Annotated in this window: 12 protein-coding genes; 6 read left to right on the forward strand and 6 right to left on the reverse strand. The window is 57.0% G+C overall.

The features are described 5' to 3' along the window. Positions 1 to 151: 151 nt before the first annotated feature. Positions 152 to 8737 (forward strand): GH36-type glycosyl hydrolase domain-containing protein, encoded by an 8586-nt coding sequence (locus tag ACMGGP_RS15215; protein WP_498798614.1) that lies wholly within the window; start codon positions 152 to 154, stop codon positions 8735 to 8737. A gap of 225 nt (positions 8738 to 8962) precedes the next feature. Then, positions 8963 to 10060, forward strand: coding sequence for a D-alanine--D-alanine ligase (gene ddlA, locus ACMGGP_RS15220; RefSeq protein ID WP_187500583.1), 1098 nt, complete (start codon positions 8963 to 8965; stop codon positions 10058 to 10060). Between the two features lie 20 nt (positions 10061 to 10080). Here ddlA and ACMGGP_RS15225 read toward each other — a convergent pair whose 3' ends face one another. The 4 genes from ACMGGP_RS15225 to ACMGGP_RS15240 all read right to left on the reverse strand — a co-directional run bounded on the left by ACMGGP_RS15225 (position 10081) and on the right by ACMGGP_RS15240 (position 15272). Beyond that, the gene (locus ACMGGP_RS15225) at positions 10081 to 11502 is read right to left on the reverse strand and encodes a GGDEF domain-containing protein (protein ID WP_010256586.1); all 1422 of its coding nucleotides are present in this window, start codon (positions 11500 to 11502) and stop codon (positions 10081 to 10083) included. 269 nt (positions 11503 to 11771) lie between these two features. Further along, positions 11772 to 13247, reverse strand: a complete 1476-nt coding sequence (locus ACMGGP_RS15230; protein ID WP_010256584.1) for a SulP family inorganic anion transporter — start codon at positions 13245 to 13247, stop codon at positions 11772 to 11774. After that, positions 13244 to 13873, reverse strand: coding sequence for a carbonic anhydrase (locus ACMGGP_RS15235; protein WP_010699770.1), 630 nt, complete (start codon positions 13871 to 13873; stop codon positions 13244 to 13246). Before ACMGGP_RS15235 ends, ACMGGP_RS15230 begins: the two co-directional genes overlap by 4 nt. A gap of 586 nt (positions 13874 to 14459) precedes the next feature. After that, the gene (locus ACMGGP_RS15240; protein WP_498798615.1) at positions 14460 to 15272 is read right to left on the reverse strand and encodes a 5'-nucleotidase, lipoprotein e(P4) family; all 813 of its coding nucleotides are present in this window, start codon (positions 15270 to 15272) and stop codon (positions 14460 to 14462) included. Between the two features lie 103 nt (positions 15273 to 15375). Between ACMGGP_RS15240 and ACMGGP_RS15245 the strand changes: the two genes are divergently transcribed. Together ACMGGP_RS15245 and ACMGGP_RS15250 are read left to right on the forward strand one after the other, a co-directional pair. Continuing rightward, positions 15376 to 16083 carry a purine nucleoside phosphorylase YfiH/LACC1 family protein gene (locus ACMGGP_RS15245; RefSeq protein WP_346438574.1) on the forward strand — a complete coding sequence of 236 codons (708 nt, stop codon included), beginning with the start codon at positions 15376 to 15378 and terminating at the stop codon, positions 16081 to 16083. Between the two features lie 267 nt (positions 16084 to 16350). Continuing rightward, on the forward strand, positions 16351 to 18369 hold the full coding sequence (locus tag ACMGGP_RS15250) for an NADPH-dependent 2,4-dienoyl-CoA reductase (protein WP_089414891.1): 2019 nt from the start codon (positions 16351 to 16353) through the stop codon (positions 18367 to 18369). Here ACMGGP_RS15250 and rlmG read toward each other — a convergent pair whose 3' ends face one another. Continuing rightward, positions 18370 to 19488, reverse strand: coding sequence for a 23S rRNA (guanine(1835)-N(2))-methyltransferase RlmG (rlmG, locus tag ACMGGP_RS15255; protein ID WP_192073185.1), 1119 nt, complete (start codon positions 19486 to 19488; stop codon positions 18370 to 18372). A gap of 83 nt (positions 19489 to 19571) precedes the next feature. Between rlmG and ACMGGP_RS15260 the strand changes: the two genes are divergently transcribed. Next, positions 19572 to 20075: a M48 metallopeptidase family protein gene (locus ACMGGP_RS15260; RefSeq protein WP_010256568.1), complete on the forward strand. Its 504-nt coding sequence runs from the start codon at positions 19572 to 19574 to the stop codon at positions 20073 to 20075. Here the strand turns inward: ACMGGP_RS15260 and ACMGGP_RS15265 are convergent. Further along, positions 20072 to 21760, reverse strand: a complete 1689-nt coding sequence (locus tag ACMGGP_RS15265; protein WP_022623916.1) for a chloride channel protein — start codon at positions 21758 to 21760, stop codon at positions 20072 to 20074. The two genes, ACMGGP_RS15260 and ACMGGP_RS15265, sit on opposite strands and share 4 nt — an antisense overlap. A 146-nt stretch (positions 21761 to 21906) precedes the next feature. Here ACMGGP_RS15265 and ACMGGP_RS15270 point away from each other — a divergent pair, with 146 nt between their 5' ends. Then, complete coding sequence (locus tag ACMGGP_RS15270) at positions 21907 to 22893, forward strand: Gfo/Idh/MocA family protein (protein WP_187515563.1); 987 nt, start codon at positions 21907 to 21909, stop codon at positions 22891 to 22893. The last annotated feature ends 87 nt before the right edge of the window (positions 22894 to 22980 follow it).

Consider the following 22980-nt stretch of genomic DNA (forward strand, 5'->3'; position numbering starts at 1 on the left):
GGTTAATCAGGATAGCTACGAATAACGGAAACAGGACTATAATCAATATCATCTACACCTGTTTATCACCTCCAGCCCTTCTTTTGGCTCCTTTTTGTCATCCTTTCTTTTTTTCCGGATCCAGCTGCTGCGCAAGCGCAAGGAAATGAGTGTGAAAATAAAACTGACGACGTGGTTCAGCCGGGAAAGTGAATTACCCGATGAGCATTTTCCTTTGTTCCCGACTGAAGGTATTTATCAGGCCCACCGGCCAGATATTTTTTCGGCTGAACAGATGGATAACTACGGCGAAAAATTAGCGAAAACGCATAATCTGTCGGGTGGAAAATGGTCCTACCGACTGTTGCAGCAGCTGGCAGATAATGAATTGTCATTGACGCGCAGCGCAGAGATCCTGAGTGAAGGCGATAAGCGCAGCCAGACACCGGCGGCCGTCTGGATACTGGATAATTTTTACATCATTGAAGAGCAGATCCGCCTGGTCCGGCACCTGTTACCGGCAAAATTTGGTAAAGGACTGCCCATGCTGGAGGAGTCGGCTCATTACCTGCGCATCCAGGCTATCGCCGAGGAGATGATTAAGCACAGTGATGGCCGCCTGGAAACCAGCGTCCTGCATCCTTTTATCGCTGCCTACCAGCGCGTTACGCCCCTGCTGCTCGGCGAACTGTGGGCCCTGCCTGCCATGTTACGGTTTGCGCTTATCAACAATCTGGCCCGGATTGCGGCTGACGTCGCCAGGGTACATCAGGAACGTAATAAAGCGGAGCAGTGGATCAGCGATATTCTCTCCACTGCCGCCGAAGATGCGTCAAAAGTTATTCTGGTCATCGCTGATATGGCTCGCCAGAATCCGCAGGTTTCCGGCGCTTTCGTCGCTGAACTTGAACGGCGATTAAGTGGCCAGAACAATACTCTGGCGTTAACCTGGGTCGAACAACAGCTGGAAAATACCGGCCGGAAAACCTCGGAAGTCATTGAGCAGTTCAACCGGCAGCTGGCCCTGAGTCAGCTCTCTGTCAGCAACAGTATTACCGGCCTGCGGCAACTCGGCGAAATTGACTGGCAGGCCTTTGTCGAATCCGTCAGCCTGGTTGAAAAAGTCCTGCAGCAGGATCCCACCGGGACATACCCGCTGATGCATTTTGACAGTCGCGATGACTACCGCCACGTGATTGAACGTCTGGCACGGCACAGTCGGTTTGATGAACGTGAAGTCGCCCAGGCTGTGCTGACGCTGGCCAGCCAGCCTGATCTTCCCCTGCGTCAGCAGCATGTCGGCTATTACCTGCTGGATAAAGGATTTCAGCAACTGGAACAGCAGCTTGACGTTAAAGTAACGTGGCTGAACAGGAGCCGGCAGCATCTGAGCCAGACTCCTTTACTCTCCTGGTTAGGCAGCCTTTTACTGCTGACAACCGCGTTTACCGCTGAGATGCTCTACAGCACCCATCAGGCGGGCATGGCATCTTTATTGTGGTTGCTGGTGCTGCCCGCCATCATTGTCAGCAGCCAGCTAGCCTTGCAGTTGCTGAGCGAGTTAACCACCCGTAGCCGCCATCCCCTTCCCCTGCCCCGACTCGATTATTCTCTGGCGGTACCGGAGCATGACCGCACACTGGTAGTTATCCCCTGTTTACTCAGCAGCAATGAGGGAACAGACGCCCTGCTGCGCTCTCTGGAAATCTGCTATCTCGGTAACGCCTTAGCGAATATCAGTTTTGCGTTACTGACCGACTTTACCGATAGCGCCGAACAGGACCATCATCATGACGCCGCGCTTATCCGTTACGCCGTGCTGAAAACGGAAGCGCTGAATCGGCGCTACAGCGGGGGTAAATCGGATATTGCGCTGTTCTCCCTGTTACACCGTGACCGCACCCATAATATTTCTCAGGGCGTCTGGATGGGGTATGAACGAAAGCGCGGTAAGATCCATGCCCTGAATCGCTGGCTTCAGGGTGAAGAAAACGCCTTCAGCGTCACGGTAGGTGCCACGCAGACGCAGCTGCACATCGTTAAATATGTGATTACTCTCGACAGCGACACAATACTGCCGCGTGAGACAGCGCATAAGCTGATTGGCGTCATGGCCCACCCGCTCAATGCGCCGGTATTCGACGATGTCAAAAATCGGGTGGTTGAAGGCTATGCCATCCTGCAGCCTCGTCTGGCTGAAGAGATACCGGTTAACGGTCAGAGCCGCTATGCCCGGCTGTGCAGCAGCATTCCGGGGAATGATGCTTACTCCTCACTCTCATCCGATATTTATCAGGATCTGTTTGGTGAAGGCTCATTTGTCGGCAAGGGTATTTACGATGTCGCTGCCTTTAGCCGGGCGATACGCAATACCTGTCCGGAAAATCTGGTGCTGAGCCATGACCTGCTTGAGGGGTGCTATGCCCGCTCCGGTGTGGTCAGTAACGTCGTCCTGTATGAACAATATCCGGATAGTTATCTGAGCGATGTTGCCCGACGATTTCGCTGGGTGCGGGGCGACTGGCAGCTCCTTAACTGGCTACGGTTGCAGGTGCGGCAGGAAGATTGCAGTCGTCAAAAGAACCCGCTCAGTGCGCTTTCCCGCTGGAAATTAACAGACAACCTGCGCCGCAGCCTGGTGGCGCCTGCCCTGCTGATGCTGGTGTTTATGCTGTGTACGATAGTACCGAATCCAATATTCTGGGTCGGGTGCATCATGCTATTTCTGCTGCTTCCAGGACTGCCAGCGTTGGTGATCGATGGGGTGACGAAAAGTAAAACGCGTGCCTGGCGGCAGCATTTATCCATGCTGGTCACCGATGCATTTAACCGCCTCTCCCGCGCTGGCCTGGCGCTGGCCATCCTGCCTCACGAGAGTTACTGGTCGCTGAAGGCGATTATCGTGACCTTATGGCGCCTGACTATCAGCCATCGCTACCTGAACGAGTGGAAGAGCGCTTCATCACTGAAACCTGTCGAGCCTGATGTGCGCCATTTCTACCGCCGCATGTGGATTAATCCGGTAGCAGGCGCGGCTCTGGTATTCCTGACCAGCCTGAGCATGCCGTCGATGACGCATGTCGCACTGGCGCTCGCTTTATTGTGGGCGGTCGCCCCCGCGTTACTGAGCCGCATGAGCCAGCCCAAACGCGCTCAGCCAGGCAGCCTTTCAGCGGAACAGCGCCTCTTTTTGCGTCGCACCGCGCGTAAAACCTGGGCCTGGTTTAACGAATTTGCCAGCAGTGACAACAACCATTTGCCGCCGGATAATCTGCAGGAGATTCCGGAGTCGCGGGTGGCCAACCGGACCTCACCGACCAACATTGGCCTGTCGCTGCTGGCAAACCTGACGGCATGGGATTTTGGTTATATCAGCCAGAATCGGGTCATCAGCCGTACTCTCGACACCCTCGATACCCTTGATCGAATGGAGCATTTCAGAGGACATCTTTATAACTGGTATGACACCCAGACGTTAAAACCACTGAACCCACGCTACGTCTCAACCGTAGACAGCGGTAATATGGCGGCTCACCTTGTGACCCTTCAGGCTGGCCTGGCGCAGTGGAAATACCAGCCGGTGATGTCTCTCCCCTGTATCCTGGAAGGTCTCTCCGATACCTTCTCACTGCTTAAAGACCAACTGAGCGACACCCGCAGCGACATTGTGGAGCAAATCGATGCGCAGTTAAGCCTGATGCAGCGCGCTTCGCCCGTCGATTTTCACGCCGGGATGCAGGCTCTGCTGGCATTAAGCGTATTGGCAGAACAGGCTTATCTTCCGACAACGCGGGTAAACTGGCCGGCGCTTTTCCAGCAGCAGCTGGTCGATTTTACTCAGGAGTGGTCCCTCCTTTTCAGCTGGGTTAGCCCGGATGCGCCACTGCCTGCCGACATTCCGTCATTGCTGTGGCTCGCTGAGTTGAACCTGAACCGCCCCGGACTCCCGGAAAAACAGGCAGAGACTGCAATATGGGCCGCCCGCGAACGGATGGCTGCCCTGCTGGAGCTGGACAGCCGCCTTAGCGATCACGCCAGTATGGACTTCCGCTTTCTCTATTATCCGGCCACGTCTTTACTCAGCGTGGGCTATAACATGGACAGCGGTCTGCTGGACGCCAGCAAATATGACCTTTTCCCTTCAGAAGTCCGCCTGACGCACTACTTTGCTATCTCCACCAGCCAGCTTCCGGCCAAGAGCTGGTTTGTACTGGGTCGCTTATTTACTCAGCTGAATAACCAGCCCGCCGTGATGTCATGGAGCGGCTCAATGTTTGAATACCTGATGCCGCACCTGGTCATGCCGGTTTACCCCGACACGCTGCTGGAAAAGATGGCGTTATCGGCGGTCAGGCAACAAATTGTCTCGGGTAACAGCACCGATACGCCCTGGGGCGTTTCGGAATCGGGTTACGCTGCGTTTGACGTCAATCATAACTACCAGTATCGGGCATTTGGTACGCCAGAACTGGGTCTGAAACGCGGCCTGAATGACAATCATGTTGTTGCGCCCTATGCGACGCTGCTGGCGCTGATGGTGCTGCCGCAGGAGGCGACGGCTAATCTGATAAGACTTAAAAAAATGGGTGCCAGCGGTGACTACGGTTATTACGAAGCGCTGGATTTCACCGCGGATCGACTGGCTCCCGGTCAGCCATTTGCGATCGTCAAATCGTATATGGCCCATCACCAGGCGATGGGATTGCTAGCACTCTCTCACCAGCTGCTGGATGCGCCCATGGTCGCGCGCTTTATGTCCAGCGCACTGTTTCAGTCGTCGCGTTTGCTGCTTCAGGAAAAAGTGCCTGATGATATTGAGCTCTATACCCCACGCCGCAGTTTTGTCGAAAACAGTGACCCTAAACAGCAGCGCAGCATTCCCGACCAGCGTGAATTCAGTGGTTCAGATCCGCGCCAGCCACAACTTCAGCTGCTTTCCAATGCAGATTATCATCTGATGGTGACGCACGCGGGGACAGGCTACAGCCAGTGGAAGGGGCTGGCACTCACCCGCTGGCGTGCGGATAGCACCAGCAACAACTACGGAACGTTCTGTTACGTTACCGATCAGCAATCCGCCGAAGTGATTGCTCACAGCTATCAGCCGACCTGCTGCGAGCGTCCGCATTATAAAACCCGTTTCAATGATGCCGGGATTGAGTTTGACGCTTCAGGCACCACCTTCAGCATTCACACGCATATCGTGGTCTCCCCGGAAGATGATGTGGAGATCAGACGCATCACGGTCACTAACCGTTCCCGTCAGACCCGCCCGTTTGATATCACCAGCTACACCGAAGTGGTACTGGCACCAGCAGCCAGCGATATGGCCCACCCTGCGTTCAGTAATCTGTTCGTCCAGACTGAGATCGTTGACAGGCTGGAAGCGATTCTGGCTCACCGTCGGCCACGTGAAGAGAAAGAAGTGACGGCATGGATGTTTCACGCGATGGCGATACATGGCAATACCGGCCGCCAGACCTCTTTTGAAACCGACCGGGCTCGTTTTCTCGGGCGCGGCAGGACGCCAGCCGATGCTCAGGCGCTGATGCCGGGCAGTGAATTAACGGGTCAGCAGGGAGCGGTGTTAGATCCCGTGTTATCAATTCGCCAGTCAGTGACGTTAAAAGCGGGAGAGGCCGTCACCATCGATATGCTTTACGGTGTGACACTTCAGCGTGACACCACTATTGCGCTGATTGAGAAGTACCGTAACCACATCAGCGCCGATCGGGTGTTTGAACTGGCGTGGTCCCACAGTCAGGTCGCCTTGCGTCAGTTGAATATCCGCACCGAAGATACCAGCCTGTTTAATCAGCTGGCCAGTGCCGTACTGTTTTCCAGCGCCGAAATGCGTGGCGAATCAGACGCGCTGATGCAGAACCGGCTGGGCCAGGAGTCATTGTGGCGCCATGCGATTTCGGGTGATCTGCCGATTCTTCTGGTTCGGATAGAAAACATTAATCAACTCGACCTGGTCACCACGCTCATTCAGGCGCACCAGTACTGGCGACAAAAAGGACTGACGGTCGATCTGCTTATCCTGAACAGCGACCAGGGCGGGTACCAGCAGAACCTGTTCAATCAGCTCACGACCCTGATCCCTGCCGGAGATGAACGGCAGCAGGCGGACAAACCTGGCGGCATATTTATCCGCAAAAGCGAAAGTTTTTCCGCTGACGATCTGCAACTGTTGCTGAGCGTCGCGGCGGTCGTGCTGGAAGGCCGGAACGGCAGCCTCGCCGATCAGCTCAGCACGCTGTTAAAACCGGTGCGCACCCCGCCGGCTTTTGCGTTTCCATCGGTCAGTAAGACGCCGCCGCCTGCAGCCGTCACCTTTTCGCCGGAGCGGTTGCAGTTTTTTAATGGCACCGGTGGCTTCAACGAGGACGGCAGCGAATATCACATCATTCTTTCCGGCCAGCAGCAGACGCCTGCGCCGTGGTGCAATGTGCTGGCCAACAGCCAGCTTGGTACCGTCATTTCCGAGAGTGGTCAGGGCTATAGCTGGTATGAAAACGCGCATGAATATCGTCTGACGCCCTGGCACAATGACCCCGTCAGTGACAGCTCTGGCGAAGCGCTTTATCTGCGTGATGAAGAGACGGGTGATGTCTGGTCGCCCACGCCGCTTCCGGTTCGCGGCAAGGGGGATTATCTGACCCGTCATGGCTTCGGTTACAGCACGTTTGAACACACGGAGTATGGCATCAGCAGCACGTTAACGGTGTTCGTGGCAGAGGAGGTGCCGGTCAGACTTTCCCTGCTGACGCTGAGTAACCTCTCTGGCAAAACGCGTAATCTGTCGATTACCGGATACGTCGAATGGGTTCTGGGTGAGCTGGCGAGCCGCTCCGCAAGGCATGTGGTGACGTCCCCTGCCGCTATCGCCACAGGCAGCGCGGTTCTGGCCAGAAACTTTTATAACAGCACGGGCTCTGCGCGGACCGCTTTTTTTGCCGTCACAGGTACCCGGATTGCGTACAGCGGCAACCGGCTTGAGTGTCTGGGCCGTAACGGCACCACACGGCAGCCCGCGATGATGAATGTTCGTGGTCTGTCAGGTAACACCGGGGCAGGATTGGATCCCTGCGCCGCGCTGCAGACGCTGACGACACTGATTGACGGCGACAGCCGCAGCTTTGTTTTTGCCCTTGGCGTCGGTGAGGATGAGAGTGCAGTGACCGCGCTGATGCAGCAGTTCCTCTCCACCGGGGAGGCTCAGAACGAGCTGACCAGGGTTAAACAGCACTGGCACCAGCTACTGACTAAAGTGCAAATCCAGACGCCGGCAACGGAGGTCGATTTACTGGCAAACGGCTGGCTGCTGTACCAGACGCTGGCCAGCCGTTTGCTGGCGCGCAGCGGATATTACCAATCCGGTGGTGCCTTTGGTTTCCGCGATCAGTTGCAGGATACGCTGGCGCTGACCCACGCTGCCCCGCAGCGGCTGCGCGATCAGCTGTTGTTGTGTGCATCCCGCCAGTTTATCGAGGGAGATGTACAGCACTGGTGGCATCCGCCTGCTGGCCGCGGCGTCAGAACCCGCTGCTCCGACGACTACCTGTGGCTGCCCTATGCGCTGTGCCGCTATGTGCAGGCAACCGATGATATTGCGCTGCTGTCACAGCCCGTCAGCTACCTTGAAGGTCGCCTGCTGGCAGAGGACGAAGAGTCTGTCTATGAGCTTCCGGGCGTCAGTAAGATTAATGAACCGCTATGGCAGCACTGCGTTCGCGCGGTTAACCACGCCCTTAATTTCGGCCAGCACGGCCTCCCGCTGATGGGCTCCGGGGACTGGAACGATGGTATGAGTACCGTCGGGATTGCCGGCAAGGGTGAAAGCGTCTGGCTCGGCTTCTTCCTCTATACGGTTCTGGACCGCTTTGCCGCGCTGGCTGTGCGGTTCGGCGATACCGATACCGCCCGGCACTGTCTGGACAATGCGCAGGCGCTCAAAACCGCGCTTAACCATGCGGCCTGGGATGGCGAATGGTATCTGCGCGGCTTTTTTGACAGTGGCCAGACGCTCGGTTCACATGCTGACAGTGAGTGCCGGATAGACGCCATTGCCCAGAGCTGGTCGGTACTCTCTGGCGCAGGCGAGGACGCCAGATGCCGGTCAGCGATGGAGGCGCTTTATCAGCATCTGGTTGATAAGGATAACCGGCTGATTAAATTGCTCACTCCGCCTTTCGATGGCGCAGGGCCAAATCCGGGCTACATTCGCGGTTATTTACCGGGCGTCAGGGAAAATGGCGGTCAGTACACCCATGGGGCTCTGTGGGCGATTATGGCCTTTGCGGCGATGGGTGAAACAGAGCGCGCCTGGTCCCTGCTCTCTATGATTAATCCGGTTAATCATAGTGGCAATCAACAGGATATGGCGATCTACAAAGCGGAACCTTATGTGATGGCTGCGGATGTGTATGCGGCCGAAGGCCACAGCGGGCGAGGCGGCTGGACCTGGTATACCGGCTCGTCAGGCTGGACCTATCAGCTTATCAGTGAGAGTCTGCTTGGGATAAGCCGGCGCGGCAACGCGCTGTCTGTCCGGCCACAGCTTCCCGCTGACTGGTCAGAGATAAAAATTGTCTACCGTGAGGGTGAAGGGATCTACAACATCCGGGTCACTCGCGGTGACAGCACCTATCAGCTGTGGCTGGATGGCAAACGGTGTGACGGTGACGAAATAGCGCTGGAAAGCCATCGCCAGGAACATCAGGTTGAAGTCAGGCTGGGCTCTGCATCAGGTTAAGTTAAACCAGACACCCCGCCTGCATCAGCTTAAAGAGGAGATTAAGTGGCCTTTGCGAGCGGGCCGTTGAGCTGCCACCCGCGTCAGGTCGGGCAGCTCAACGGCAGCGTTCTGGTGAGTGGCGAGGGTTAATCGCCTGCCCACAATTATCTGTCGCCCTGCCCTGTTTTCCCTCGCGAAGCCCATGCTATCTTGTGGTTTTGATTTTTTCAGTGGGCAAAATTGATGACAAAGTTGCGGGTAGGGATCGTGTTTGGCGGGAAATCGGCTGAGCATGAGGTGTCGTTACAGTCGGCCAAAAATATCCTTGAGGCGATCGACAAAACCAGGTTTGACGTGGTGTTGCTGGGCATTGATAAGCAGGGACACTGGCGTCTTAACGATGCTTCAAACTTCTTACTTAACGCTGAAAATCCGGCGCTGATCGCGCTGAATCACGCCGCTGAAGATGTGGCGCTGGTGCCCGGCACAACTCAGCAGCAGATCATCACCCGTCATAACGCCCATCCGCTTTCGCAGATCGACGTTATTTTCCCTATCGTGCACGGTACGCTGGGTGAAGATGGCTCCCTGCAGGGCCTGCTGCGTATGGCCTCGTTACCCTTCGTCGGTTCCGACGTGCTGGGCTCTGCGGTCAGCATGGATAAAGATTTTACCAAACGCCTGCTGCGCGACGCCGGCCTCAAAGTCGCGCCGTGGGTGAGCGTCACCCAGGCCCAGCGTGCACAGCTGGACGCCAGCGCAGTCATTGCCCGCTTTGGTCTGCCGCTGTTTATCAAACCCGCCAACCAGGGTTCATCCGTGGGCGTCAGCAAAGTGGATAGCATTGAAGAGTTTGATGCCGCGCTGGCGCTGGCCTTCTCCTTTGACCGCAAGGTGCTGATTGAGCAGGGTATCAAAGGCCGCGAGATCGAGTGTGCGGTGCTGGGTAACGATGCCCCTGAAGCCAGCCCCTGCGGTGAAGTGGTGGTGCATGACGCCTTCTATTCGTATGACACCAAATATATCTCTGAGAGCGGTGCGCAGACGGTGGTCCCGGCAGCCATTTCATCGGAAACCAGCGATGCGATTCGTGAGGTCGCCATCAAGGCCTTTACCGCGCTGGAGTGCTTTGGCATGGCGCGCGTCGATGTGTTTTTAACTGACGACGGCGAAATTATCGTCAACGAAGTGAATACCCTGCCCGGCTTCACCAATATCAGCATGTATCCGAAACTGTGGCAGGCGGCCGGACTCAGCTATCAGGACCTGATCAGTCGTCTGATCGACCTGGCGATTGAACGCCACCAGCAGGCCAGTACCCTGAAAAGCAGCGTCAGCTGACACAACCCGGCGGCGTGGCGTTATGCCACGTCGCTGGTGATGGCACGGTAGTTAACCGGTGAGGTCTGATTGCGGCCATTGCGTTTCGACAGATAGAGATTTTTATCGGCTGCGGAGATCAGCCGGTTGATCACGCGGTGCCACTCCGTCGCCTCACCGGCACTGCCATGCGCCAGCCCCAGACTGACGGTTACCGTGGCCGTACTGCCCTGCAGCCAGAACTTCTCCTTCGCCATCTTCTGCCGGATGCTCTCAGCAAGAAAGTAGAGCTTTTCCGGATTCTGGTCGAACAGCACCACCGCAAACTCTTCGCCGCCAAAACGGCAGATGCGCCCCTCTTTACCCACGACGCGCTGCATACGGCGGGCGATCTCTTCCAGCACGCTGTCACCCGCATCATGACCAAAATTGTCATTAATCGCTTTGAAGTAGTCGACATCCAGCAGGATCACGCCCGCCCGGCGGTCCGGGAAGATCGGCTCAGCACGCAGACTTTCATAGAGGCCGGAACGCGACAACAGCCGGGTCAGGAAGTCATAGTTGGCGCGCAGCGCCAGACGCTGGTTGAGCTGGCGAATCGCATCCATGCTCACCGCCACAATCAGCGGGCTGATCGCAATGGTCGCCACGCCCAGCCGTGCCGAGGTCAGATGGGTAATCGGCAGCATATTGTCATCGCCCTGGATATTCATCACACCGTGCGAAACCAGAATGATTTCGCTAATGCCGGTGAGCAAAATCACCAGGCTGGTGAGCGGCATCGGCAGCACGATGGCGCACCAGACCAGCGCCGGAACCGGGAACGTCAGGCTGCCTGCGCCGCCCATCATCGCGCCAATCATCAGCGAAAAAATCACGGCGACAACCGGTGCCAGCTTGCGCATCTGCATAAACTGCCGGGGCGACAGCGACGCCCAGTCGCGCGTCAGCAAAAAGGGCAGCAGCATCAGCCCGGTTGAGAACTGTTCGCTGAACCATTCGCCCCAGGCCGTCACCAGCCCGCTGTTAAAATCGGCCTGCTGCGCCAGCGCCCCCCAGCTGGCGCAGGCCAGTCCGGCCAGCAGACAGGCCGGAAAAATGCGCAGCACGCTGGTTATACGCTCGCTGCCGGAGTCGTGCTGAAGATGTTTTACCAGCAGCGTCACCGCCACCAGCACAAACAGAAGATTCGCCATGTTGAGGGTAAAAGCAGAGAGCGCCCAGCCTGAAAAAACGATGTCGTTTAACACCATCGCAGCAAAGGTGGCCAGGTAATAGCGGGTCTGATGCAGAAAAGGATTCCGGACGATCACGCCAGTGACGATCGCGTTGACCGGCCAGAACAGCGACAGCTCCTGTGGAAAGCGCAGGTGTCCGCCGATAAAGCAAAACAGCAACGTGATTAAAAACAGTGAAAATGCGTTCTTCTTAACGTTGTGCTCTTCAAACAGCTGTATGCGCATACATCCGGACCTTGTCACAGAGAGGCTGGCTGTCCACGCCAGCCTGGACAGGCGCGTGGTGTCAGAATGATTAAATCCTGAATATCCTCAATGTCATCCGGCGATAAAACCTCGTTTCATGGGCTAACTCAGAAAAGTTACCGTTTTGAGGCTAAACCCATCAGATGACAGCAAAAACTGGGGCTCTATTATGCATCGCAAATAAAAAAATCGGATATCCGAGATATCCGATTTTTGCTGTTCTGACGACTTTACCGTTGCGCTAAACGCTATTTTACGGCAACCGGCCACTGACTCAGGCGAATGCCGCGTTTGTCGGCATTATCGCCAAAATCTTTCAGCACCGCTTTGACGTCGGGATCGATATATTCCGCATTGTCGTTATCGACGATGACCACGCTGTTCTCCGGGATCTCATCCAGCAATCCCTGCAGCTTTGGATTGTGCATAAAGGTCAGGTTCTGCTGAAAGCGCAGCACGTAGTGGTCGTCATAGCGGGTGAGCTGCAGCGCGTTGCGATGGCTTTTATAGATGCTATAGAGGATCTGCGTGGCGATGCCGATACCAATCCCGACCAGCATGCCCAGCGTAATAATACCGACGATGGTGGCCAGAAACGGCACGTACTGCTGGGCGCCCATCCGGAACTGCTCAATAAACAGTTTGGGTGTCGCCAGCTTGTAGCCGGTATAGAGCAGCACGGCAGCGAGGCTGGCCAGCGGAATGGCGTTCAGCATCTCACTGAACCACATACCGCAAATCAGCAGCAGCACACCGTGAATGAAGATCGACAGTTTGGTCTGCGCGCCCGCACTGACGTTAACCGAACTGCGCACGATCACCGCCGTTATCGGCATCGCGCCAAGGAAACCGGCCGCCAGGTTACCGATGCCCTGCGCGAACATCTCTTTGTTAGGCGATGGCGCGGGCGTCTGAGGACGCAGTTTTTTCAGCGCCTCCTGACTCAGCAGCGTTTCCAGACTGGCGACCAGGGCTAAGGTTACCGCAACAACCCAGACCTGCGGATTCTGCCAGGCCATCCAGTCGGGGGTTTCCAGCTCTGCTACCAGCGCGGAAATGCTGTCAAAAGCGGGCAACGAAATACGCGCCAGACCGCTGGTCATCTCCGGGAACAGCCGTCCACCCACGACGGTAGCAAGGCAGCCTATCAGCACGGCAATCAGCGGCCCAGGGATCCAGGCCAGCGCTTTGATCCGCTTCACCGGTGCGGTGGTCCAGAGACATAAAATGGCCAGGCCGACACCCGCTACCGCTACCGCAGGCAGCGAGAAGGTCATCTCACCGGTCACCAGTGAAACCAGCTCCGCATCGCCCGCGGCTCCCAGCGCCACCGGGATCTGCTGCATGATCAGCAACAAGCCGATCGCTGCCAGCATCCCTTTGATGACGCTGCCCGGCACCAGCGAAATAAACCGTCCGGCACGCAGCAGGCCAAACAGACATTGCAGTGCTCCGGCGATAATCAGCGCGGTGAGAAAGGCGGAAAAACTGCCCAGAGACGCCATTGAGGCGACGACGATGGTGACAAGGCCTGCCGCCGGGCCGCTGACGGCAAACCGGGACGGACTCAGTGATGTGACCACCAGGCCGCCAATCACACCGGTCAGCAGACCGGCAAACGGCGGTAATCCGCTGGCCTGTGCGATGCCAAGACAGAGCGGTAAGGCGACCAGAAACACCACCAGACCCGCAGGAATATCACGACGCAGGGTATCGAGGTTCATAATGAAGGTTCCTCTGCAGATTGATGAATCAGCTCTTTAAGATGGCCGGAGCGCAGGTCATACACACAACCAAACACCTCCAGTTCCTGGCCCGATTGCCAGATTTGCCGGACCGGTTCAGATTTCACCAGTCTGGCGAATTGCGCCTTAACGTTGGCCTCAACCAGCCGATCGAGCTGTTCACCCGGCTCCGCGTCTGAAGGGGGGCTTTCCGCCAGGCCATGCTGAATGTCATGACGCAACGTCTGAATGCGTCTCGCCAGCGCGCTCTCCTGCCCGTCCAGCACGCTGCCCGGCAGATTCTGCGCGGCTTCCACCCCACCGCAGCCATAGTGGCCGCTTAATACAATGCGTTTTACACCGAGAAAAAAGAGCGCGTATTGCAGCACGCTCAGTAAATTGTCATCGTCCTCAATCACCATGTTGGCGATATTACGATGCACAAAGAGTTCGCCAGGATGGGAGCCGGTTAAGACTTCTGCCGGAACGCGACTATCAGAACAACCTATCCAGAGTGAGTGCGGCTTTTGCTGATGAAGGAATTTTTTAAAGTAGTCTGGATTACGCTGGCGGCGCTGTAATGCCCAACTGCGATTTTTCGCTAATAAGGGTTTAAGTGTCGTCACAATCATCTTCTCTCTACTACCGGGATGTCGCATCCTGGCTAACCACAAAGTGTATCGGCTCACAAATAAAGCGTGAGCCGCCAGGTAAATAAGAACTGAGTCACAGAAAAAGGTTATAGCCGCTAACCATTACCAATGCACGAGCAATATTTCACAGCACTTTAACATCATGCTATTTGTCAATATGTCGTCAGTAAGAGTCAGGGGTGAGTAAATTTAATTAAGCAGCAGAGAAGTGAAATAATTAGCGGTAATCATTTTAAGTTCAATAATATCAATAGATTAAAATATAAAATATAATAAACTAAAGTTATTGCTGACAAAAAAATACAATCATTAACCAAGGGGATATTCACTGCCATACCAACCGGCCTGCTTTTTACCAGGAATACTCTTAATTAAAAAATTAACCATTAGCACGATCAACCGGCTTAATTGCTGATAGCCAGTCAGATATGCCTGATTTTAGATAAGAATGAAGCAAGAGATAATTAATTTAATTTGCAGCAAAATAGTGACGGGAGAAAGTAAATCAGGACCATGTTTTAACAGAGCCTGACACGGTCAGGCTCTTTTTCTTGACGAATTATTTACCGTTCCAGCTTTGCAGGCGCGATTCCCGCACAGACAGCTGCTGTTCGAGCGTCAGTTTATTGTAGTTTTCCGCCATTCCGCTCTCCCAGTCGCCGTAGAGCGGATTCGGCAGCACGATGAACTGCGTTCCAAACTGCTGATGGTTAAAATTCACAAAATCACGACGCGTCTGATTACCCTGATGCCAGGTCGCGCCACCAAAATCGTTGAGGTTATCGCCAACGTAGAGCACCACGTTATAGCCGGCATTTTTAATGGCATCGAAACGCGCCTGCTTATTGGAGCTGTCAGTATTCAGACGTACCGTTTTATCGCTGACGTTGGGGAAGCCAAGCTGCTGCATGTTAGCGACCGTGGCCGCGTAATCTTTCTGATCGCGGTTCGACACATAGAACAGCGTGCCGCCATTCTGTGTGACATGACGCGCAAACTCTATCGCGCCCGGCACCGCTTTCGCCTGCCGCGCCTGTGTCCAGGCTGACCAGGTTTTGCTGCTGAACGGCTGGCCGTTCTTCGCCTGCCACGCGCTGTAGGCGCTGTTATCCAGCATCGTCTCATCCAGATCGACAATCACCGCTTTGGGTTTGCCGGTCAGCGAGGGGGCCTGATCAAACGCCATACGCGCGGTATTAAATGCCTGCCAGGTCAGCGCCTGATATTCACCAGACTGCTGGAACCAGTTTACCGCCAGCACCGATTGCTGGCCGAGTTGCTGTTGCGCGGTCTGATGTGTCGACGAGGCGCAGCCGGTAAGCAGCAGCGCGACCAGTCCGGATGCAGCCAGTTTTGCGGAGGTTTTCATCATTTCATCCTTAAGGTGAGAAAGGTCTGAGGAGAAGCTTCAAAAATGTAGCAGTTAACGTAAGCTGTGGGCAGCCCAACGCACGCTGTTATAACAGGAGATTCCTATGGCCGTGATCCCGCGCTCGCCATTGCTCGATTCGCTGGAGTGGCTCGAATATGCGTTTCAGCCAGCCGGAGAGCCACCACCCGCTGAGGCCGCCTATGGACATCAGCGCCACAGCGCGACCGTGGTCACCGATATTGAGAACATCCCACCCAAAAGCTGCGAGTCTGATGGCGTGATTGGCAGCGGGACGCGCCCGGTGGCGGTCTACACCGCCGACTGCCTGCCAGTGCTGTTCGCCGATCGCCAGCAGCGGATCGTGGCCGCGGTTCATGCCGGACTCAAAGGTACGCTGGCGGGTGTGCTGACCCGCGCGGTTGAAAAACTGTGCGAGCAGGGCTGTGAGCCGCAGAACCTGATGGTGGCGATCGGTCCGGCGATGGGCCCCTGCTGTTATGAACTGGCCGAACCGCAGCTGGCGGAGATTGCGCAGAACCCGGCATTGGCCAGCGGGCTGCGCTGGCACCAGAACCAGCCGGTTAATCCTCTGGCGCAACGTCCACAGGCCGCTGCCCGCCAGCAGGGTGTCTGGTTCGATCTGCCTGCGCTGGCGACGCAGTTGCTGATAAACGCGGGTGTGCCGGCTTCGCAGATCGATAACGTCAATGTCTGCACCTACTGCATGGCCGAAAGCGGTTCAAGCTACCGCTTCAATACCCACCATGGCAGCGGCTATCACTCCCGCTATTCGTGGATCCGTCGACGTTAATGGGTTTTCTGGCACCGCGCTGACAGCATGTAGCGGAACCTGAACAGCGACGGGCGCTGACGCCTGTCGCAAAGCTACGCGGGCCACGGATGGCGGTCTTAACCTCTTTGCGCAAGGCACGGGCGACCTCCGCCCACTCTTAGTTACTCACCTCACTCCCCTGCCGTTGTTTATGATTTCACTCACACCCTGACATTCTTTCACTTTTTTTTAACGCAGAAGTGGCTAGAGTGAACTCATCCGACCACTTTACCGTGAGTGACTATCATGTCCGTCAATCCTGACTATCCTGCGCTGTTTACGCCGCTGGACCTTGGCTTTACCCGACTGAAAAACCGCTTTCTGATGGGGTCGATGCACACCGGACTGGAAGAACACCCGGATGGCGCAGCCCGGCTGGCGGCTTTCTACGGCGAGCGGGCGCGTGAAGGCGTCGCGCTGATCGTCACCGGCGGCATCGCCCCCAATGCCCAGGGTGTCACCACCGCGCATGGCGCGATGCTCACCGACGAGACGCAATGTGACTGGCACCGGCAGATCACGGAGGCGGTGCATCAGCATCAGGGCAAAATCGCCCTGCAGATCCTGCATACCGGTCGTTACAGCTATCAGCCCGATCTGGTTGCGCCCTCGGCACGCCAGGCGCCGATTAACCCGTTTACGCCACAGGCGATGAGCGAGGCGGCGATTGAACAGACCATTGATGACTTTGCCCGCTGCGCCCGACTGGCACAGCAGGCGGGCTACGATGGCGTGGAGATCATGGGTTCCGAAGGCTACCTGATTAATCAGTTTCTGGTAAAGCACACCAATCAGCGCACCGACCGCTGGGGTGGCGACTTCCGGCAGCGGATGCAGTTCGCGCTGGCGATTACCCGCGCCGTTCGCGCCGCGACCGGTGACGCCTTTATCATCATCTTTCGGTTGTCGATGCTCGACCTGATCGAAGAGGGCAGCACGCTGGAGGAGACGCTGTTGCTGGCGGGCGAACTGGAGCAGTGCGGCGTCACGCTGTTTAATACCGGTATTGGCTGGCACGAGGCGCGCATCCCGACCATCGCCACCTGCGTGCCGCGTGCGGCCTTTGCGTGGGTGACGCAGCGCCTGCGTGAACAGGTGAAGGTGCCGGTCATCGCTACCAATCGCATCAACCATCCCGCCGTCGCCGAGCAGCTATTGCAGTCCGGCTGCGCCGATATGGTGTCGATGGCGCGCCCTTTTCTCGCCGATCCCGCCTTTGTCACTAAAGCACAGCGCGGTGAACCGGACAGCATCAACACCTGCATTGCCTGTAATCAGGCCTGCCTTGATCAGGTGTTCGCCGGTAAAATCACCTCCTGCCTGGTCAATCCGCGCGCCTGCCATGAGTCGCTGATGCCGGTCATCGCCAGCACCGCCCCGCGCAGGCTGGCCGTAGTGGGTGCCGGTCCGGCCGGCATGGCGTTTGCGCTACAGGCGGCGCAGCGCGGCCATCAGGTAACACTCTATGAGGCCGCGCCGGAGATAGGCGGCCAGTTCAATATTGCCCGGCTGATCCCTGGCAAATCGGAGTTCAGCGAAACGCTGCGCTATTTCCGGCATGAGCTGGCAGCCGCAGGCGTGACGGTTCAGACAGGCAGTCGGGTGACGGCGGATCAGCTGAGTGACGCCGATGAAGTGGTGCTGGCGACCGGCATTCAGCCGCGTACGCCCGATATTCCGGGCATCGACCACCCCAGCGTGCTGAGCTATCTGGAGGTGCTGCGCGATAAGCGCCCGGTGGGGAAACGGGTGGCGATTATCGGCGCAGGCGGTATTGGCTTTGATGTGGCGGAGTATCTGTCACAGCCATCCCATGACGAGGATCTGGCGGCGTTTTATGCCGAATGGGGCATCGACCACAGCCTGACGCAGCGTGGCGGCGTGATGAAACCCGAGCCCCCTGCCGCACTACGGCAAATCTGGCTGCTGCAACGCCGATCGGGAAAACCGGGTGCAGGGCTGGCAAAAACCACCGGCTGGATCCATCGCGCCAGTCTGCAGGCGCAGGGCGTTGAGATGTGGGGCAGCGTTGAGTATCTGGCGATTGATGACAGCGGCCTGCATCTGCGGCGCAACGGCGAAACGCTGTTGCTGGAGGTCGATAATGTGATTATCTGTGCCGGACAGGAGCCGCAGCGCGAACTGGAAGCCGCGCTGCGTGCAAAAGGACAGAGGGTGACAGTCATCGGCGGTGCAGATGTGGCGCAGGAGCTGGATGCGCGCCGTGCGATTGCGCAGGCGACGCAGCTGGCATTAACCGTCTGACTAGCGCATTTTCACCGCGCGCAGCACCACGAACTTCTGGTTAGAGGCGATCAGCGTACAGTTACCAAACAGCTTCTTCAGCTTGTGGTGATAATCGAGGTGGCGGTTGCCGACAATACGCAACTCGCCGCCATACTGAAGGCAGCGTTTGGCATCGCGGAACATCTGCCATGCCAGGTGATCGGTCACCGCGTGCTGCTGGTGGAACGGCGGGTTGCACAGCACCGCGTGCAGCCGATCTGACGGATAGCCGCTCAGCACGTTGTTCACCAGGAACTGACAGCGTGACAGATCCTCAGGACGGTTCACTTCCACGTTAAGCTTGCTGGAAGCGACCGCCATGTAAGACTCATCAAGGAAATGCACCTCGGCCTGCGGGTTCTGCTCCAGCGCCACCAGTCCCACCACGCCGTTACCACAGCCGAGATCGACAATCTCGCCCTCAATGTTTTCCGGCAGATGCTGCACAAAGAGCCGTGCGCCGATATCCAGCGAAGCGCGCGAGAAGACGTTGGCGTAGTTGTGAATCTGATAAGGGGTGCCATCCAGCGGCCAGACCAGCGTCGGCGTGGCCTCACGCAGTTCAGGCTTGCTGAACTGGCTGTAGATCAGACGCGCTTTTTTCCACGCCAGTGAGGTTTTGGTTTCACCAATGATCTGTTCGAACAGCTGCAGCGTAGAGTTATGGATCTCTTTGGCGCGCGCCGCCGCCAGAATCACCGTATCAGGCGTGACGACTTCGCGAATGGCGCGCAGCTGGTGCTCCAGCAGCGCCAGGGTTTTAGGCACCTTGATCAGCACAGCCGCAGGTGAAGCAGGCAGTTCAGCCAGGCTATCAACAAAGTGAACGTCGCTGTCATCCAGCCCATTAAAGGTCAGATTCTGACGGGCGGCCTGCTGGCTCAGCCAGGAGTCGCTGACGTGCCAGACGGGACGCGAATTCAGGGCGCAGGTTAAGGCCCCGAAACTGTCGTTGAAGACCAGCACCGGCCCCTCTGGCAGCGCCTGCTGTAACAGATATTCATCAGCCGCATCCCAGGCTTGTAATGGACTTTCGTCACGCATCTGCGGGAAGCGATGCAGGATCAGTGTGCGATCGTTCAGTTCAAGTTGGCTCATGAATTCTCCGGCGTGGTACACTTTGGTTGATTTTCGCCCCAAAATCGGGGGCGCAGTATACTGTCTTTCGCCTGGAATCCCTAATGTCCTCACTGATCTACCTTCAGGGTTATCCTGCCCCCCTTCTTGAGCAGGTTCAGTCGTTGATCGCCCATCAGCGCTTAGGTGCGTTCCTGCAGGAACGTTATCCTGACACTCATGACGTGATGAGTGATAAAGCGCTGTATGACTACACGCAGGCGCTGAAAAATCGCTATATGCGCAATGCGCCGCCGATCAGCAAAGTGATGTGGGATAACAAGATTAAGGTGATGAAGCATGCACTCGGGCTGCACACTGCCATCTCGCGGATTCAGGGCGGTAAGCTTAAGGCGAAAGCGGAAATCCGTATCTCGACCTTTTTCCGCCTCGCGCCAGAGCCGTTTCTGCGGATGATCGTGGTGCATGAGCTGGCACACCTTAAAGAGAAAGATCACGATAAGGCGTTCTACCAGCTCTGCTGCCATATGGAGCCGGATTATCACCAGCTCGAATTTGATGCGCGACTGTGGATGACGGACCAGGCGATGCGCGGCAACGCGGCTTAAAGAAACTCCTGCGCTTTCTGAATCAGGCTGGTTTTGGTCAGCGCGCCCAGAAAGCGCCGTTCCTGCGGATTGTTGAGCACCGGCAACCGCTCCAGCGTCACCGCCGCAAAGGCTTCCCATCCCTCACGCATACTCTGATTCTGATACACCACCGGGAAATCCTGATCCATCACGCACTGCACCGGTGAGTCGAGGGTGATCTCCTGGGCCAGCACCCGGCGCGAAATTTCATGAATCGAGACCACACCGAGGAAAGCGCCCGCGGCGTTGATCACATAAACATAGCGTTCACGCTTCAGGGAGCTGACCGCCAGCGCCTGCCCCACCGACTCCTCCGGCTGCAACGCCGCACCCGCAATAATCAGCTCGGCAATGCGCATGTTATCGAAATCATATTTCGCTTCTGAACGGCTGAAGTGATGACTCACGACCGGATAAGTACTGGCGGATTGCAGGCGATAGACCACCATCGACGCCAGCACGGTAGCGATCATCAGCGGAAACAGCAGGCTGCTGTTGAGCGTCATCTCCAGCACCATCAGCATCGCCATCAACGGCGCCTGACTGACCGCCGCCAGCACCGCCGCCATACCAATCGCGGCATAGAGCAGCACATTGCCGAGCGGCAGATGCAACGCCGCCCCCACCGTCGCGATGATCACCCCCAGCAGCGCGCCAATCAGCAGCGAAGGGGTAAAGAGTCCGCCGACGGCGTTCGAGCCTACCGACAGGCTGGTAGCAAGGGTTTTCAGCACCAGCAGCAGCAGCAGACCCGGCAGCAGGTAGTGCCCTGCCATCACTTTGACGATCACCTCGTAGCCGTTGCCGAGGATATCAGTGGAGATCAGCGCCAGTAAGCCGACCGCAAAACCGCCCGCCCCGAGGCGCAGCGGCAGGGAGGCGACCCGGCTGAACAGCACTTTGCTGCGGGCGATGCATTTAATCACGATCCAGCCCGCCAGACCGGCGCACAGACCAATCACCACCGTCATCAGCAGGCTGCTGAGATCCATGGCGAAGTTCGCGTCTGCCAGCGGATAGAGCGCGCTGCGAAAACCCAGCGTCCACATGGTCATCACCGCCGTGGCGGCAGCGATGATCAGGGGGATCAGCCGCTGCAACGCAGAAATGCCGAAGGCGATTTCCGCCACAAAAATCGCCGACGCCAGTGGCGCATGGTAAACCGACGCGAGGCCCGCCGCCGCGGCCATCGCCACCACGTCACTGTTTTTCAGGTTAAGTGAGGCCGGTAACAGGCGACCAATCGCACTGCCGCACAGTGCCGAGAGCTGCACCATCGGCCCCTCTTTACCTATCGACGCGCCGCTGCCGATACTGGCAATCGACGATAAGGCGCGGAACAGTGAGGTCCGGGTCGGCACCGCATCCAGCCGGGCGTTGATCACTTCAAGGTAATCCGTTTTCACCGTCTGCTGCTGCTCGATGGCAACGGCATAACGCAGAAAATAGCCCGCCAGTACGCCGCCCGCCCCCACCAGCAGCGGCCAGAAGATCCACGGCCAGAGATGCAGGGATTCGGTTATTTCGCCACTGCGGGCAAACAGCAGATGGTTGATCAGTTCAATCACGCCGCGGAAAGCCAGCGTCACCAGCGACGCCGCACACCCGACCGGAATGGCGATCAGAAGTGTGGTCCAGTTTAATGCGTGCTTACTTGCTTTCACCTGCGCTCCCTGGTTGGTACATAAACATCATCGCTTCCGCATATTATTGGAATGCGGATCGCAGGATCAATCCCTGCCCGCCCGGCACCATTGCACAGCGTGGGTGAGATGTTACTCTGCCGCTTTACAGCTGCCGGAGAGATGACGTGATTCGTTTTGCCATTGTGGGAACAAACTGGATTACACGCCAGTTTATTGATGCCGCTCATGAAACCGGAGCGATGAAGCTCTGTGCGGTCTATTCACGCAGTCAGCAGCAGGCTGAGGCCTTTATCGCCGATTATCCCTGCAAACAGACCTTTACCTCACTGGAAGCGCTGGCCGCCAGCCCGGAGATCGATGCGGTCTATCTGGCCAGCCCCAACGCCCTGCACTGCCAGCAGGCGCTGCTGTTTATGTCGCACGGCAAGCATGTGATTTGCGAAAAACCGCTGGCCTCTAACCTGGCAGAAGTGGAGCAGATGATCGCCTGCGCCCGTGAGCATCAGGTGGTGCTGTTTGAGGCGTTTAAAACTGCCAGCCTGCCGAATTTTCTGCGGCTGCAGCAGGCACTGCCTGACGTGGGTAAACTGCGAAAAGCGCTGCTGAATTACTGCCAGTACTCCTCACGCTACCCACGCTATCTCAACGGTGAGAACCCCAATACATTTGATCCGCGCTGGTCGAATGGCTCAATTATGGATATCGGTTATTACTGTCTGGCCTCGGCGGTGACGCTGTGGGGCGAGCCAGATCGCGTGCAGGCCAGGGCGACTTTGCTTGTGAGCGGCGTGGACGCGCACGGCGTGGTGGTGCTGAGTTACGGTGATTTCGATGTGACGATTCTGCATTCGAAGGTGAGTGATTCCAGCCTCCCCAGCGAGATTCAGGGTGAAGCGGGCGCGCTGGTGATAGAGAAGTTATCGGAGTGCCAGCAGCTGACTTTTGTGCCGCGGGGCGCGGAAAAGCAGACGCTGAGCCAGCCGCAGCATATCAACACCATGCTGTATGAAGCCGCCGCTTTTGCCCGGCTGGTTGAGCAGCGCCAGGTGGACCACCCTTCGCTTGAGGTTTCGCGGATTACTGCATCGCTGCTGACTGAGATACGCCGCCAGACCGGTGTGATCTTCCCGGCCGACCAGGCTGCTGTGTAAATATTTCTAAATATGTCTGAGAGGTGTTGCTTCCTGTGCGGCTAAACCGTAACTTACCCTCCTGCAAAGGGGAGTAACTTGTAAGCT

Origin of the sequence: Curtobacterium sp. BNK-1, assembly GCF_048685235.1 — a bacterium.
Classification (GTDB): domain Bacteria; phylum Pseudomonadota; class Gammaproteobacteria; order Enterobacterales; family Enterobacteriaceae; genus Pantoea; species Pantoea agglomerans.

Bases quoted from the DNA above. Each gene is read 5' to 3' on its own strand.
- ddlA (WP_187500583.1), top strand. From the start codon at position 8,963: ATGACAAAGTTGCGGGTAGGGATCGTGTTTGGCGGGAAATCGGCTGAG.
- ACMGGP_RS15225 (WP_010256586.1), bottom strand. From the start codon at position 11,502: ATGCGCATACAGCTGTTTGAAGAGCACAACGTTAAGAAGAACGCATTT.
- ACMGGP_RS15230 (WP_010256584.1), bottom strand. From the start codon at position 13,247: ATGAACCTCGATACCCTGCGTCGTGATATTCCTGCGGGTCTGGTGGTG.
- ACMGGP_RS15240 (WP_498798615.1), bottom strand. From the start codon at position 15,272: ATGATGAAAACCTCCGCAAAACTGGCTGCATCCGGACTGGTCGCGCTG.
- ACMGGP_RS15245 (WP_346438574.1), top strand. From the start codon at position 15,376: ATGGCCGTGATCCCGCGCTCGCCATTGCTCGATTCGCTGGAGTGGCTC.
- ACMGGP_RS15250 (WP_089414891.1), top strand. From the start codon at position 16,351: ATGTCCGTCAATCCTGACTATCCTGCGCTGTTTACGCCGCTGGACCTT.
- rlmG (WP_192073185.1), bottom strand. From the start codon at position 19,488: ATGAGCCAACTTGAACTGAACGATCGCACACTGATCCTGCATCGCTTC.
- ACMGGP_RS15260 (WP_010256568.1), top strand. From the start codon at position 19,572: ATGTCCTCACTGATCTACCTTCAGGGTTATCCTGCCCCCCTTCTTGAG.